This window comes from Nocardia sp. bgisy118 (assembly GCF_057708605.1).
Window position 1 is genome coordinate 104,874 of sequence record NZ_JBYISM010000003.1, and the last position, 13,676, is coordinate 118,549.

Sequence of the window (13,676 nt, forward strand, 5' to 3'; positions counted from 1 at the left end):
GAGGCTAGCTCTCTGTGGGAGAACGCACAACCATGCAGGTAGATGCACCAAAAAGAATGTGAAACATAGCTGTTCGCTATCTAATGGCAACAATGGCGATCGCTCCGCTACTCTCCGGTGTATGCCTGCACGCCCCGCGACCGTCGCTCGCCTCCGTCCCTTTGCCGCCACGATTTTCGCCGAGATGACCGAACTCGCCGTCCGGCACGAGGCGGTGAATCTCGGCCAGGGCTTCCCCGACACCGACGGACCCGCGGGCATGCTCGAGGTGGCCAGGCAGGCCATCGCCGACGGCGTCAACCAGTACCCGCCCGGTCGCGGCATGACGGTGCTGCGCCGCGCCATCGCCGACGACCGCGCCCGCCGCTACGGCACCGAATACGACCCGGAGCGGGAGGTGCTGGTGACCGTCGGGGCGACCGAGGCGATCAGCGCGGCCATGCTCGGACTCGTCGAGCCCGGCGACGAGGTGGTGCTGATCGAGCCCTACTACGACTCCTACGCGGCGGCGGTCGCGCTGGCGGGCGCGCACCGGCGCACGGCGCGGCTGGTGGCCGACGGGGATCGTTTCGTGCTCGATCTGGACAGCCTGCGCGCCGCGATCACCCCGCGCACCAGGATGCTGGTGGTCAATTCGCCGCACAATCCCACCGGGACCGTGCTCGGCATGGCCGATCTCGCCGCGATCGCCGAGATCGCCTGTGCGCACGACCTGTTGGTGCTCACCGACGAGGTCTACGAACATCTCGTCTACGACGGCAACGAACACATCAGCCTGGCGACGCTGCCGGGCATGGCCGAGCGGACCGTCGTGGTGTCCAGCGCCGCAAAGACTTTCAGCGTCACCGGCTGGAAGATCGGCTGGGCGTGCGGCCCCGCCTACCTGATCGACGGCGTGCTCGCCGCCAAGCAGTTCCTGTCCTTCGTCGGCGGCGGCCCGTTCCAGCCCGCCATCGCGCACGCGCTGACCAACGAGCTCGACTGGGTCGCCCGGCTGCGAGATTCGCTCTCGGACAAGCGCCTTCGGCTATCGGCGGCGCTGGCCGACGCGGGCTTCGGCGTGAAGGCCAGTGGCGGAGGGTATTTCGTGTGCGCCGATCTCACGCCTACCGGCCACGCCGACGGTCTCGAGTTCTGCCGCGAGATCCCCGGGCGGATCGGCGTGGCCGCGGTGCCCGTGAGCGTCTTCGCCGACGACAAGCCGGCGTGGAACCACCTGGTGCGGTTCACCTTCTGCAAGCGCGACGAGACGCTGGACGAGGGCGTGCGGCGGCTGCGCGCGGGCGTCGCGGCGAGCGGTAAACGCTGACCGAAGGTGCGCCGCTGCTGCCTCGCCGATCGGATGTGGTTGGTCGACGTCGAACGGATGGGGCAGTTCGCGCAACTCACCTACCGGCTGAGCTGATCCGGCCGCGGCGGCATCAGCTCGCGCCGTGGTACAGGAACCCGCCGAGGCCGATGGTGAAGGCGAGGCAGCCGTACAGTGCGTGCTCGACCGAGACCACGAGCAGCGAACCCGTCCGCCGGTACCGGTAGCCGAAGAGGACGCCGCCGACCAGGGTCAGCGCCACGGCGATCCAGTTGCCGAAGATGATGTGCGCGAATCCGAACGCGGCGGCGTTCGCGGCGATCAGCGCCCACCCGTCGCCGAAAGCCGGTGCGTACCGCTGGAACAGGAACTTTCGGAAGATCAGCTCCTGCGGGTACACCGAGAACAGCGGATAGAACACCATCACCACCGCCCACAGCAGCGGTTCGGTGCGCGGCAGCGACAGCAGCCGTTCGGGGCTGAACACCGCGAGCGTCAGCCCGATGGCGATCGCCGCGGCGATCCAGAGGGCCAGCATCGACGGCAAGACGGCGCGCAGCGTGCGGAGCTGCTCCCGAAGGCTGTCCGGCTGTACCCGGCGTCGCAGCCAGAGGTGTGCGGCGACGGCCAGCACGACCAGCAGCGGGATCGGGCTGCCCGGGCTGCCGATCGCGGCGTACCCACCGACCAGTCCGAAGTACAGCGCCACGAATTCGATGGCGAGCCAGGTCGACCGGCGGCCGCGTTCGGATCGAAGGTCCCGTCGCAGCTCGGTCGCCGTCACGTTCTCGAGATTACGGGCGGGCGGCGAGCGATGCCATGTCTCCTTCGGCCCCTGGACATCCGCGGTCCAGGTCGGCGCGGGCGCGGTTGTCCGTCAGTCCGCCGTGCGATCGAGACGGCCGGTGTTGCGGCGGGCCTGCGGCGCCCGCCAGTCGTAGCGGCGGGCGAGCATACGGAAGCCGATGGCGAGGCAGGCCGCGAGCAGACCGGTCCACGTCCAGTAGGCGTCGAAGTGCAGCAGCGTCGCGGTGGCGGCGGCGCCGAACAGCGCTGGCACGGCGTACAGCTCCTGGTCCGGGCGCAGCACCCGCGGCACCTCGCCGCCGAGCACGTCGCGGATGACGCCGCCGCCGATCGCGGTGACCATGCCGAGCAGCGCGGCCGTCGGCGCGCCCACCCCGCTGGCATACGCGACCGCCGTGCCGGTCACGCAGAACAATCCGAGCCCGATGGCGTCGAAGACCTCGAGCGGGCCGCGGGTGAGCCGGTGCGAAGGGTGCTTGAAGAAGATCACCAGCGCGGTGAGCAGCGATGCGCACAGGTAGGTGAGGTCGGTGAAGGCCGCGGGCGGGGTGCGGCCGATGAGCAGGTCGCGGATGACGCCGCCGCCGAGCGCGGTGCTACAGGCCAGCACCGCCATGCCGAAGACGTCGAGATTCCGGCGCATCGCCAGCAGCGCGCCCGACGCCGCGAACGAGATCACCCCGAGCAGCTCACCGATGCGCTGGGCGGCGTTCACGGCGGAATCGAGCTGCGTGGCCATGACGTCCAACCCGGCGATCATGAAACCGCTCCTTTCCTCTTTCTCCGCCCAGCAGGTTTGCACGCCGATTGCGGGCACGCGACGGGCGGGTCCTCCGCCGACGCCGCGTTCGCCCCGGTGACCAGCTGTCACTGGGGCGAACGCGGGGGAGATCGCCAGGGTGTTGCGGCGGCGACGCCGTCAGGCCGGGGCCGGGCGGGCGCGGTCGGTGGCGAGCAGCACCGCGATCGACCCGAGCATGGTGCCCATCACGTACCGCTGGGCGCGCAGCCACAGTGGCCGCCCGGTGAGGAAGCCGGAGATCATGCCCGCGGCGAGCACGATGAGGCCGTTCACGGTCAGCGCGACGGCGATCTGCACCGCGCCGAGGCACAGGCTCTGCAGCCAGATCAGCCCGCGCTCGGGCACGACGAACTGCGGGATCAGCGCGAGGTACATGATCGCGATCTTCGGGTTGAGCAGGTTGGTGACCAGGCCCATGGCGAACAGCCTGCGCGCTCGGTCGGTGGGCAGCTCCGAGGGCGTGAACACCGAGACGCCGCCCGGCCGCAGCGCGTGCCACGCCAGCCACAGCAGATAGGCCGCGCCCGCCAGCTTCACCGCGACGTACAGCCCCGGCACCACCGCGAACACCGCGGTGATGCCCGCGGCGGCGGCGGTGAGATAGACGCCGAAACCGGCCGCCACCCCGGTCAACGAGATCAGCCCGGCCCGTCGCCCCTGCGATACCGTGCGGGAGACCAGGTACATCATGTTGGGTCCCGGGGTGAGCACCATGCCGAGCGCGGCCGCCGCCACGCCGAGTATCGCCGCTGTTTCGATCATGTCCACGATCGTCGCCGACCGGACCGCGCCGCGTCTCGGTCCACTTCGGGGCCGGTGGACCCCGACCGTGACCAGCGCAACGGAACAAAACGCACGCGGCCTACGCTGGTATCTCCGGAGCCGGACCCCGCTGCGCACACCCACCGCAGCCTGCGGGTTGTCGGTGGGCCAGGGGAGAATGAGCGCCGAAACCGGCGCGCACGGGCGAACGACGTCCGCACCGCCCGATACGAGGAGAGACTGTGACCGACGGTCCGCTGATCGTTCAGAGTGACAAGACGCTGCTGCTGGAGGTCGACCACGAGTTGGCCGACGCGGCGCGCCAGTCCATCGCGCCCTTCGCCGAACTGGAACGGGCGCCCGAGCACGTGCACACCTACCGGGTGACGCCGCTGGCGCTCTGGAACGCGCGCGCGGCCGGGCACGACGCCGAGCAGGTGGTCGACGCTCTGGTCAGCTTCTCCCGGTACGCGGTCCCGCAGCCGTTGCTGGTCGATGTCGTCGACACGATGGCCCGGTACGGCAGGCTGCAACTGGTGAAGCATCCGGCGCACGGCCTGACGCTGGTCAGCCTGGATCGCGCGGTGCTCGAAGAGGTGCTGCGGCACAAGAAGATCGCCCCCATGCTCGGCGCGCGCATCGATGACGACACCGTGGTGGTGCACCCGTCCGAACGTGGCCGGATCAAGCAGATGCTGCTCAAGATCGGCTGGCCCGCCGAGGACCTGGCTGGGTACGTCGACGGCGAGGCGCATGCCATCGAGCTCGATTACACCGGCGGCCACTGGCATCTGCGCGACTACCAGCAGATGGCCGCGGACTCGTTCTGGGCGGGCGGCTCCGGCGTGGTCGTGCTGCCGTGCGGTGCGGGCAAGACGATGGTCGGCGCGGCGGCGATGGCCAAGGCCAAGGCCACCACGCTGATCCTGGTGACCAACACCGTCGCGGGCAGGCAGTGGCGGCGCGAGCTGCTGGCCCGCACCTCGCTGACCGAGGACGAGATCGGCGAATACTCCGGCGAGCGCAAGGAGATCCGGCCGGTCACCATCGCGACCTACCAGGTGATCACCCGCCGCACCAAGGGCGAGTACAAGCACCTCGAACTGTTCGACAGCCGCGACTGGGGCCTGGTCATCTACGACGAGGTGCACCTGCTGCCCGCGCCGGTCTTCCGGATGACCGCGGACCTCCAGTCGCGCCGCAGGCTCGGCCTCACCGCCACGCTGGTGCGCGAGGACGGTCGCGAGGGCGACGTGTTCTCGCTGATCGGCCCGAAGCGCTACGACGCGCCGTGGAAGGACATCGAGGCGCAGGGCTGGATCGCCCCGGCCGACTGCATCGAGGTGCGGGTGACGCTCACCGACGCCGAGCGCATGGCCTACGCGACCGCGGAGCCGGAGGAGCGCTACAAGCTGTGTTCGACCGCGCGCACCAAAATCGCTGTGGTGGAATCGATTCTGGCCAAGCACAAGGATGCGCCGAGTCTGGTGATCGGCGCCTACCTCGACCAGCTCGACGAATTGGGCGCCGATCTGAACGCGCCGGTAATCCAGGGCTCCACGAAAACCAAAGAGCGCGAAGAACTTTTCGACGCGTTCCGGCGCGGCGAGATTCCGGTGCTCGTGGTGAGCAAGGTCGCCAACTTCTCCATCGATCTGCCGGAAGCCTCCGTGGCGGTGCAGGTTTCGGGTACCTTCGGTTCGCGTCAGGAGGAGGCGCAGCGGCTGGGCAGGTTGTTGCGGCCGAAGCAGGACGGCGGGCAGGCGCACTTCTATTCGGTGGTCGCTCGCGACACCCTCGACGCCGAATACGCGGCGCACCGCCAGCGTTTTCTCGCCGAACAGGGCTACGCCTACCGCATCACGGACGCCGACGACCTGCTCGGGCCTGCCATCGGATAAGCGGAGGCAAATCCTCCGCAACGTGTGCTAGGAAAGTAACGTGCGACGCTTCGAATTCGCGGTGGACCGCAGGCATGCCCATGCGGTGAACGAAGTGTTCGCCGATCTGCGCCGGTTGCGCGTCGTCGCGATCGCCGCGGCCGTCGTATCCGCCGCCGTGACGGCCTATCTGATCTGGCTGGGCCATCCGTGGTCCTACCTGCTCGCGGTCGCCTCCACGCTCGGCGCGGTGACGTCGCTGTGGGTGGCGCTGTGGGCGCCGCACCGGTCCAGCATCGATCGCCTCTACGCCGACGGTGAACTCGTGCCCGCCGTGGTCTCGGAGACCTATCCGACCGGGGTCGTGCTGCTCGCGCTCGTCGACGTGTCGACACCGGAAGCGACCGATCCGCGCTACGCACTGGTGACCCGCAAGGTGCGGGATCTGCCCGGCCACCAGAAGCGGGCGGGCGAGCGGGTGCCCTCGGTCGCGATCCGCACCGACCGCGCATCGCGCCAGGTGGGGGAGCGCTGGCAGTCGGTGAGCGCCATGCCGATCGCCTGGGGGACCAGGGACGGCCGGGTCATCGATCGGGCGCGCGCCGCCATCAGCGAGGTCGAATGGCGGCTGCTCACCGACAATCTCGCGCTCGCCGCGCAGGTGCGCCGCACCTCGGCCAAGCGCCTGCTGCTCGATCCGCAGCAGCTGCCGGACGATCTCGGCAACTGACCCGGCGGGTCTCGCGCGACACGCCGCGTCGGCGGCGCCGCGAATTAGACTGCCCCGATGGTTCCCATGACCAACCTGGTGGCGTTCATGGCCGCAGCCACTCTCATCGTCGTCATACCCGGTCCCGGCGTGTTGTTCACCGTCGGACGGGCGCTGGCCCTCGGCAGGCGGGCCGCGCTGATCTCGGCCGTCGGCCACTGCGTCGGCGTGCTGGTCTGCCTGATCTTCGTCGCGATCGGGCTCGGCACGCTGCTCGCGGCGTCGTCGTTGGCTCTCACCGTGGTGAAGTTCGCGGGCGCGCTGTACCTCGTCTATCTGGGCGTGCAGGCGATTCGGGAACGCAAGGCGCTGCGCGACGCGCTCGGCGCGAGCGCGGACACCGTCGCCGACGGACGCGTCTTCCGGCAGAGCGTGATCGTCGGGGTGACCAACCCGAAGGGCATCGTGTTCTTCTCCGCCGTGCTGCCGCATTTCGTCGATCCGGCCTCCGGTTCGCTGCCGTGGCAGTTCGTCGTCCTCGGGTCGGTGTTCCTCGCCATCGCGCTGGTCTCCGACAGCGCGTGGGCGTTGCTGGCGGCCTCGGCCCGCAGCTGGTTCGCCAAGTCGCCGCGTAGGCTCGAAGCCGTCGGCGGCGCGGGCGGCGCGATGATCGTCGGACTCGGCGCGTCGGTGGCGCTCAGCGGCACGGCCGACTGAACCGGCTACCATCCACGTGCGCGGTACGTCGGTACCGGAGTTCGGGGTGTGGTGGAAAGGGGCGGTGGTCGAATGAGGTTGTCCGGCTTGGTGTGTGGCACGGTCGCCGTCCTGCTGCTCACGGCAGCCGGGCCCGCGAACGCCGATCTGTTCGTCGGCGCCCCCGGCTTGGACGATCCCTACTACCCCATGGACGGCAACGGCGGCTACGACGCGCGCCACTACGACGTCACCATCGATTACGACCCGCCGACCTATCAGCTCACCGGCACCGCCCGCATCGACGCCGTCGCGACGCAGGCTTTGCGCGCGTTCAACCTCGACTTCGCCGGGCCGGAGGTGCGGATGGTCTCGGTCAACCATCAGCCCGCCTCCTTCGACCGCAACGGCGAGCACGAACTCACCGTCACCCCGCTGCTGCCGATCCTGCCCGGACTGCCCTTCACGGTGACCGTCGACTACGCGGGCGAGATGACGAGCACCGTGGGCGAAGGCTGGACCTTCGCGCCGAGCGGCGGCGCGTTCGTCGCCGGTGAGCCGCACTCCGCGACCACCTGGTACCCGCTCAACGACACCCCTTTGGACAAGGCCACCTTCGCGCTGCACGCCACGGTGCCCGCCGAGTGGGAGGTCATGTCCAACGGGCTGCGCACGCAGAACACGGTGCTCGCCGACAAGCGCACCGTCAGTTGGGAATCGCGCATGCCGGTCCTCGGTTACCTGACCACCGTCGCCATCGATCACTTCAGCTTCCTCGAGCAGTGGCGCGCCAACGGCACCCCGCTGCTGAGTGCCTTCGCTCCCGATGCGGAGCACAGCAGGGAGAACGAGGAGCGCTTGCCCGAGATTCTCGATTTCGCCGAGCAGCTCTACGGGCCGTACCCGTTCGACGCGGGAGGTGGCATCTACGTCGACGCCGACATCCAATTCTCCCTGGAGACCCAGACCCGTCCGATCTACTCGCCGCGCAGCGATCTGCACACCGTGGTGCACGAGATCGCGCACCAGTGGTGGGGCGACGCGGTGTCGGTGCGGCAGTGGTCCGACATCTGCCTGAACGAATGCTTCGCCAGTTACACCGCCGAGTACCTGTGGCCGGAGCGGATGGAAGGCGAGGACGTCGACGCGCAGTATCGCGAGACCATCGCGAAATGGTATGACAAGCAGCGCTTCTGGGACATCCCGCTGGAAAATCCCGGCGCCGGTTTCGAATTCACCTCGGTCTACTATCGCGGCCCGCTGTTCCTGCACGCGCTGCGCAAGCAGCTCGGCGACGACGTGTTCTTCGGCGCGATCAGGGAATTCCTCGGCAGGCACGCCTACGGGAACGCCTCGATGCCCGAGTTCCGCACCTTCGTGCAGTCGAAGACCCGGACGGATCTGACGGGATTCTTCGACGCGTGGCTGAACCAGACCTCCCCGCCCGCCGACGAATATCTGTACCCCGGCGACCTGCGGCTCTGACCTCGGGTCAGTCCCGCACCCGATCCTGCGCCCGCCGCACCCACCGCTGGGCCCGGTCGAGCTGACGCTGCGCCGCGCGCAGCTGCTCCTGCGCGCTGCGTTCGGCGGTGCGGGCGAACTGCTTCTCGTGCTCGGCGTGCTCGAGTTCGGCGCGTAGTTCGCTGATCCTGTCCTCGATCCCGGTGCGCCGCGCCGTCGTCTCATCGGCCTGCTGCTGCGCCGAATCCAGTGCGGCCCGGGCGGATTCGAGGGTGGCGCGCGCGTCCTCGAGTTCCCGCTCGGCCTCCGCGTCGGGCTGCTTCTTCGGCGTTTCGCGCGCCTTCTTCTTCGACGGCGCCGAGCCTTTGCCGTCGACCGCGACCAGCGCGGGACCCGCGGGGCCGAATCCCTCGTAGCTCGCGGCGGTGGCCAGCGTTCCGGTGCGCACCTGCTCGGCGACCTCTGGGTCGGCGAGGGCCGCGGTCAGCGTCTGGCCCACCTCGCGCAGCGCGCTTTCGCTCAGCGGCTTGCTCACCTCGGCGGCCAGCGCCCCCGCCCGCCGGGCCAGTGCGTTGACCACCTGCTGCCGCTGCGTGGTGAGGGTGCGCAATTGCTCGCCGGACAGCTTGCGCTGCGCTGTGCGCAGGGCGTCGCCGAGCCGCAGCAGGGCGTCCACCTCGTCCGGGACCGAGCGCGCGAGCAGATTCACGGCCCACGCGGTCACCGTCGGCTTGCGCAGCTTGCCGATGGCGGACGCGAGCTCCTTGTCGCCTGCCTCTTTGGCCTCGGCGACCCGCGCGGCGCGCGCCGCGACGAACTCGGCGGGCTGCACCGCGTACAGCTCGCCCGCGACGTCCTCGAGCGTCATACCTGCCAAGAGTAACGACGCGCCGCTCGAGGACGACACAGTCGACGTATTGGACGAACGTCCACCAAGTGGACGATCTGCGGAAGGCATTGCTAGTGAACTACTTTGGTCTGCAACTGCTCGGTCAACTGCTCCCGCGAGTGCTCGGCTTCGCGATCTTGGGAATGTACGGCGCCGGCTTCTGAGCCACCGCCCGCCGTTCGACGAGGCTGATGCGGTCACCGCGATCGTGAAGGTATCCTCACCGCGTTCACGCCCGTGAACGAATTCGGTGAGAGAGGTTTTCCCGTGAAGTTCCCAGGAACGAGGCTGCTGGCACGTGTTGTGCTCGCCCTCCTGGCGGTGGCCGCGCTCGCGGTCGCGGTGACCGGCTGTTCGGCGATCGACAACGCAACCAAGTCCGACGTGGCCAAGACGAAGGTCGGTGACTGCATCAACATCACCGACAACTCGCCGACCGCCACCGAGGGCGAGCCGATCGATTGCTCCTCGCCCAAGGCTGTGTACAAGGTGCACCAGAGCTTCGACCAGCAGACCGAATGCGCGTCGAAGGAGTACACCAGCTACACCGAGCAGCTGGCCAGCGGCGGCACCGCGTTCCTGTGCCTAGCGCCCAACTTCGCCCAGGGCAGCTGCTACAACGACGTCGGCACCTCGCCGTACAAGTGGGTCGACTGCTCCTCGACCGAGGCCACGTTCAAGGTCCTGCAGCGCGTGGACGGTCAGACCGACGAACTGCTCTGCGAAAGCGCCGAGGAGTTCATCACCGTCTCGGACCCCAAGACCCTGTTCTGCGTGGGCAAGCCCAACAGCTGATCATTCCAGCAGCGCGACTGACGCGATCCGGTGCAACGTGAAGTGCCGGACCGCGCCTGTCACCGGGTCCAACGCGTCGAGCTGCCCGTTGCCGACCTTCAACGGCTCGACGACGCGCTGAGACGCGACGCCAGAGGCGTCGACATAGCCGATATTCACCGGCCGCCGCACTCGCGCCGCCAGTTGCAGCAGCGCGAGAGTGGCGGCCGTGCTGGTTCTGGTGCCGTCCGTGCGCACCGATTGGCCCGCGCGGGCGCTTGCCGCGCGCTCGCCCGCCCTGAGCTCGGCGACGAGCAGTTCGAGCTGTTCGGTGCTCGGCGGCGTCGGCCGGTAGGCCTGGCGCGCGTTCGGGCGCACCGAGATGCGGGCGCCGCGCGTGCGCAGATCGACGATCGCGCCCGCCGAATCCTCGCCCGCGGGCGCGAAACCGGCCGCGCGCAGCTGTTCGAGCACCTCGCCCAGCGGCGCCTGGGAGATCGCGACCGTGGGGGCCACCGCGCGCAGCGCCAGCGCGGAAGCGACCGGCGCGGCGAGCACCTGGGCGAGCAGCGTGGGGTCGTCGCTGCGCACGAACGCCTGCGCCATGCCCGCCCGCAGCCTGCCGTGCCTGCGGGCCACGTCATCGATGAGATAGGTCAGCGCCTGCGGGATCGGCGTGCGCGAGTGCGTGGTGAAGAGCGTGTGCAGCTCGGCGGCCGTGAGCCCGGCGTCGAGCGCGCGTCGCACCGAGTTCTCGCCGATTCGGTAAACCGTTGCCGCACCCGCCGATTCGACGTCGGCGACGAGCGCGACCCGCTGCTGTAGCTCGGCCGTCAGCGGACCGGGCGCGATCACGGTCAGGTCGGCCTGCACCAGCACATGGTCGACCGGGGCGGGCAGCGCCGCCTCCATGGCGGCCTCGGCATCGGCCGCACTGGTCACCCCGCCGTGCAGCAGCGCCCTGGCAGGCGACCCGAGCGCACCGCGTCCGACGAGACCGACCTCGGCCGCCTCGCGCACGGTGTTCTCGACCGCCTCGCGCCGGAAGTGCCTGCGCCTGCGCGGCTGCCGCCAGGCCAGGATGCGGCCGACGTCGGCGGGGGCTACGGCGGCGCCGGACGGATACTCGGCCAGCAGTTCGAGGACGGCGCGCCGGTCGCGCGGCGCGGTCGGGGTGCGCAGTTCCAGGGAGAGCGCGGCCAGCGGCTTGTCGTTGGCGTCGCGCATGCCGATCATCCACGGCATCCGGTCCAGGTCGAGCCACACCATGGCGAGCACCGTCCAGCGGCGGGCCGCCGGACCCTCCAGCCATCCGTCGGCGGCGGGAGTCGGCGCCCAGAAGTCGTCCACGGAGTCGAAATCCGGCGGTGGATCCGGTTGCCCCTTCTCGATGAGCTTCGCGGCCGCCAGCAGCTCGACGAGCAGGCCCGCCCGCATCTCGTCGATGCCGGTCTGCTTGGCGATGCGGCGCAGCTCGCGCACGCCGAGCCCGCCTGCGCGCAGGGCGGGCGCAGGCGCTTGTCCGAGCGCTTCCAGGATGTCGGTGCAATGGCGCAACAGCTCGCCCACCTCACCCGCGGCGACGGCGTTGACCTCGGCGGGGGCCTGCTTGGTCAGCTCCGGCTTCGGGGGCATGAGGGCATGCGGGTGGGTCACCGGCTCGCGGCGCAGCACTTGGCCGACGGTGATCGGCAGCTCGACGGTCTCGTCATCGACGCGGTGCAACAGCCGGCGGGCGAGCAGCTGCTGGACCGGGCGGTCGGCGGGGGTGCCAGGTGCGGCGTCCCTGGTGCGGCCGCGCGGACCGGTGCCTGCCAGCTTCTCGAGCAGGGCGTGTTCGGCGGGGGAGATCTCGGCCAGCGCCGCGGTGATCTCGGCTTCGGTGAGCGCGTCGGGCAGCTCGGTGCTGCTGCCCATCGGCCAGGGCAGCGCCTCGGCCGCGGTGGCGACCAGGTGCAGATCGTCACGGTCGAGCCAGACCAGTGCGCGGGCGGTCAGCCGATCGAGCGACTCCTCGATCGCGGCCTTGGTCGCGCGTCCTTTCAGTTGCGCGTGCAACGCCTTGCGGGTCAGCGGCGTGCTGTCGCCCGGCGCTCGCGTCGCACCGTGCACCGCAAGCGTTTCCACGAGGGCGAAGTCGAGGGTGTTCAAATCGTCGGTGGCGCGCAGCACCGAGGCGCGCTGTTCGGCCCTGGCCGCGAGCACCGCCATCGAGGATGGCAGCGGCACGGCGAGATCGGGCCGCAATTGCAGCAGGTGCACCAGTTGGTCATCGCTGCGCGCGCCGAGCCACGCGGCAAGGGCACTGGTCACGGTCATCCAATCCAGCCTAATCTGTCCCGCCTCTCCGCGTTCAAGGCCAGGCTCAGGTGCGGGGCTGGGTTGCGTTGGCGGCCGGCGGCAAGGAGATGGCTGAGTTGGCTCGTCCCCGGTGAGGTACCCGGGCCGTGCGAAATCTGCCGTCGCGTAAGGCATATCAGCGCTGCCGGCGGAGCGGGAGGTTCTCCGGTGGCGCGACCCGGCTCGAGCAGGTCAGAGGGGAAGGAGGCTCGAACGCGGGGGTTTGCACCTCCCGCTAGCATGAGGGCGTGGTGAACAAATCGAAGAAACCCTATGTCGACAACGGTTGGCCCCAGGTGGCCGATGGTGATCACGCGGTCACTGAGCTCTCGTCGACCCGTTCCGGTGGCCTGTCGCCCTACGGCGAGGACACCGAGTTCCCGGTCCCGGCCGAGCAACTGGCCTACGTGCACCCTCAGACGGTGATCAACCGCTGATCTCGCCGATCACGGCCGTAGGTACGAACAAGGCCCCCGCATCCTCGTTGATGCGGGGGCCTTGTTCGTGAACGGGCGAAACTCAGGAGGGCAGCAGGCCCTTGTTCGCCTCGTAGAAGTTCACGACCGTGGGGTCCAGCGTGACCCCGTTCGCCTTGGCGGCGTTGAAGAAATCGAGTGCGGGCTGCGGGATCTGCACGCCCTGCTGCTGCACCGCGGCGATCGCGCGGTCGACGGCCTGGAAGATCTCCTGGTTGGCGTCGGCGGCCTGCGCCTGCTGCGGGGCGGACTGCTCGGGGGCCCACCGCGGGGTGTCGACGGTGGCCGGAGCGCTGCGCTGGCTCGGTGAGCTCTTGAGCCCCAGCTTGGACGAGCACGAGGGCCAAGCGCCCCAGCCCTGTGAGGCCAGGACCTTTTCGGCGACGACGATCTGCTCTTCGCGGCTGGCCTGGTTGGCGGTGGCCGCGTACTCCTGGCCGCCGTGGGAGTTCCAGGTGCTCGGGGAGAACTGCAGGCCGCCCTGGAAACCGTTGCCGGTGTTGATGCCCCAGTTGCCGCCCGCTTCACACTGCGCGAGGCGATCCCAGTCGGAGTCGGGAGCCGCGCTGGCGTTTCCCGCGAGGGCAACACCTGCGGTGCCGAAGATCGCGCCGGTGACGGCGACCTTGGCTACGGTGCGCCCGGTGGAGGTCGGCTTGCGATGGCGTCCACTCATATCGGGTTCTTCCTCTCGTCCGCACCTGCGAGGTTTCGCTCGGGTTCGGACTGAGAGGTCGTCCGTCCCGCCCCCGCCCCTGTTTCCGTCGG

At 69.7% G+C, this 13,676-nt stretch carries 13 protein-coding genes; 7 read left to right on the plus strand and 6 right to left on the minus strand.

Annotated elements, in window-relative coordinates:
- Positions 1-121 precede the first annotated feature (121 nt).
- Positions 122-1,309, plus strand: a complete 1,188-nt coding sequence (locus AC3EO7_RS04695) for a pyridoxal phosphate-dependent aminotransferase (RefSeq protein ID WP_431963777.1) — start codon at positions 122-124, stop codon at positions 1,307-1,309.
- A gap of 112 nt (positions 1,310-1,421) precedes the next feature.
- On the opposite strand, the gene AC3EO7_RS04700 is transcribed toward AC3EO7_RS04695, so the two are convergent.
- The 3 genes from AC3EO7_RS04700 to AC3EO7_RS04710 form a co-directional block, all read right to left on the minus strand.
- Positions 1,422-2,093 carry a CPBP family glutamic-type intramembrane protease gene (locus AC3EO7_RS04700; RefSeq protein ID WP_431963779.1) on the minus strand — a complete coding sequence of 224 codons (672 nt, stop codon included), beginning with the start codon at positions 2,091-2,093 and terminating at the stop codon, positions 1,422-1,424.
- Between the two features lie 93 nt (positions 2,094-2,186).
- Positions 2,187-2,876 (minus strand): trimeric intracellular cation channel family protein, encoded by a 690-nt coding sequence (locus AC3EO7_RS04705; RefSeq protein ID WP_431963781.1) that lies wholly within the window; start codon positions 2,874-2,876, stop codon positions 2,187-2,189.
- A gap of 159 nt (positions 2,877-3,035) precedes the next feature.
- Complete coding sequence (locus AC3EO7_RS04710) at positions 3,036-3,680, minus strand: LysE family translocator (RefSeq protein ID WP_431963783.1); 645 nt, start codon at positions 3,678-3,680, stop codon at positions 3,036-3,038.
- A gap of 242 nt (positions 3,681-3,922) precedes the next feature.
- Here AC3EO7_RS04710 and AC3EO7_RS04715 point away from each other — a divergent pair, with 242 nt between their 5' ends.
- The 4 genes from AC3EO7_RS04715 (at position 3,923) to AC3EO7_RS04730 (ending at position 8,450) form a co-directional block, all read left to right on the plus strand.
- A complete protein-coding gene (locus AC3EO7_RS04715) occupies positions 3,923-5,581 on the plus strand; it encodes a DNA repair helicase XPB (RefSeq protein ID WP_431963785.1) in 1,659 nt (552 codons plus the stop codon).
- A 40-nt stretch (positions 5,582-5,621) separates the two neighbouring features.
- A complete protein-coding gene (locus tag AC3EO7_RS04720) occupies positions 5,622-6,290 on the plus strand; it encodes a DUF3239 domain-containing protein (RefSeq protein ID WP_435590529.1) in 669 nt (222 codons plus the stop codon).
- A 57-nt stretch (positions 6,291-6,347) separates the two neighbouring features.
- Entirely contained in the window at positions 6,348-6,986 is a 639-nt protein-coding gene (locus AC3EO7_RS04725) for a LysE family translocator (RefSeq protein ID WP_431963789.1), read from the plus strand.
- A 72-nt stretch (positions 6,987-7,058) separates the two neighbouring features.
- Complete coding sequence (locus tag AC3EO7_RS04730) at positions 7,059-8,450, plus strand: M1 family metallopeptidase (RefSeq protein ID WP_435590530.1); 1,392 nt, start codon at positions 7,059-7,061, stop codon at positions 8,448-8,450.
- 7 nt (positions 8,451-8,457) lie between these two features.
- Here the strand turns inward: AC3EO7_RS04730 and AC3EO7_RS04735 are convergent, their stop codons facing one another.
- Positions 8,458-9,297 carry a hypothetical protein gene (locus AC3EO7_RS04735; protein WP_435590531.1) on the minus strand — a complete coding sequence of 280 codons (840 nt, stop codon included), beginning with the start codon at positions 9,295-9,297 and terminating at the stop codon, positions 8,458-8,460.
- 288 nt (positions 9,298-9,585) lie between these two features.
- Between AC3EO7_RS04735 and AC3EO7_RS04740 the strand changes: the two genes are divergently transcribed.
- On the plus strand, positions 9,586-10,113 hold the full coding sequence (locus tag AC3EO7_RS04740) for an LppU/SCO3897 family protein (protein WP_431963796.1): 528 nt from the start codon (positions 9,586-9,588) through the stop codon (positions 10,111-10,113).
- On the opposite strand, the gene AC3EO7_RS04745 is transcribed toward AC3EO7_RS04740, so the two are convergent.
- Positions 10,114-12,411 (minus strand): helicase-associated domain-containing protein, encoded by a 2,298-nt coding sequence (locus AC3EO7_RS04745; RefSeq protein ID WP_435590532.1) that lies wholly within the window; start codon positions 12,409-12,411, stop codon positions 10,114-10,116.
- A 269-nt stretch (positions 12,412-12,680) separates the two neighbouring features.
- Here AC3EO7_RS04745 and AC3EO7_RS04750 point away from each other — a divergent pair, with 269 nt between their 5' ends.
- Positions 12,681-12,869 (plus strand): hypothetical protein, encoded by a 189-nt coding sequence (locus tag AC3EO7_RS04750; protein WP_068056142.1) that lies wholly within the window; start codon positions 12,681-12,683, stop codon positions 12,867-12,869.
- A gap of 82 nt (positions 12,870-12,951) precedes the next feature.
- Here the strand turns inward: AC3EO7_RS04750 and AC3EO7_RS04755 are convergent, their stop codons facing one another.
- Positions 12,952-13,584 (minus strand): resuscitation-promoting factor Rpf1 domain-containing protein, encoded by a 633-nt coding sequence (locus AC3EO7_RS04755; RefSeq protein ID WP_435590533.1) that lies wholly within the window; start codon positions 13,582-13,584, stop codon positions 12,952-12,954.
- Positions 13,585-13,676 lie beyond the last annotated feature (92 nt).

Coding starts and splice junctions, on each gene's coding strand:
- AC3EO7_RS04755 (WP_435590533.1), bottom strand. CDS start 13,584: ATGAGTGGACGCCATCGCAAGCCGACCTCCACCGGGCGCACCGTAGCC.
- AC3EO7_RS04745 (WP_435590532.1), bottom strand. CDS start 12,411: ATGACCGTGACCAGTGCCCTTGCCGCGTGGCTCGGCGCGCGCAGCGAT.
- AC3EO7_RS04695 (WP_431963777.1), top strand. CDS start 122: ATGCCTGCACGCCCCGCGACCGTCGCTCGCCTCCGTCCCTTTGCCGCC.
- AC3EO7_RS04705 (WP_431963781.1), bottom strand. CDS start 2,876: ATGATCGCCGGGTTGGACGTCATGGCCACGCAGCTCGATTCCGCCGTG.
- AC3EO7_RS04735 (WP_435590531.1), bottom strand. CDS start 9,297: ATGACGCTCGAGGACGTCGCGGGCGAGCTGTACGCGGTGCAGCCCGCC.
- AC3EO7_RS04725 (WP_431963789.1), top strand. CDS start 6,348: ATGGTTCCCATGACCAACCTGGTGGCGTTCATGGCCGCAGCCACTCTC.
- AC3EO7_RS04710 (WP_431963783.1), bottom strand. CDS start 3,680: ATGATCGAAACAGCGGCGATACTCGGCGTGGCGGCGGCCGCGCTCGGC.
- AC3EO7_RS04730 (WP_435590530.1), top strand. CDS start 7,059: ATGAGGTTGTCCGGCTTGGTGTGTGGCACGGTCGCCGTCCTGCTGCTC.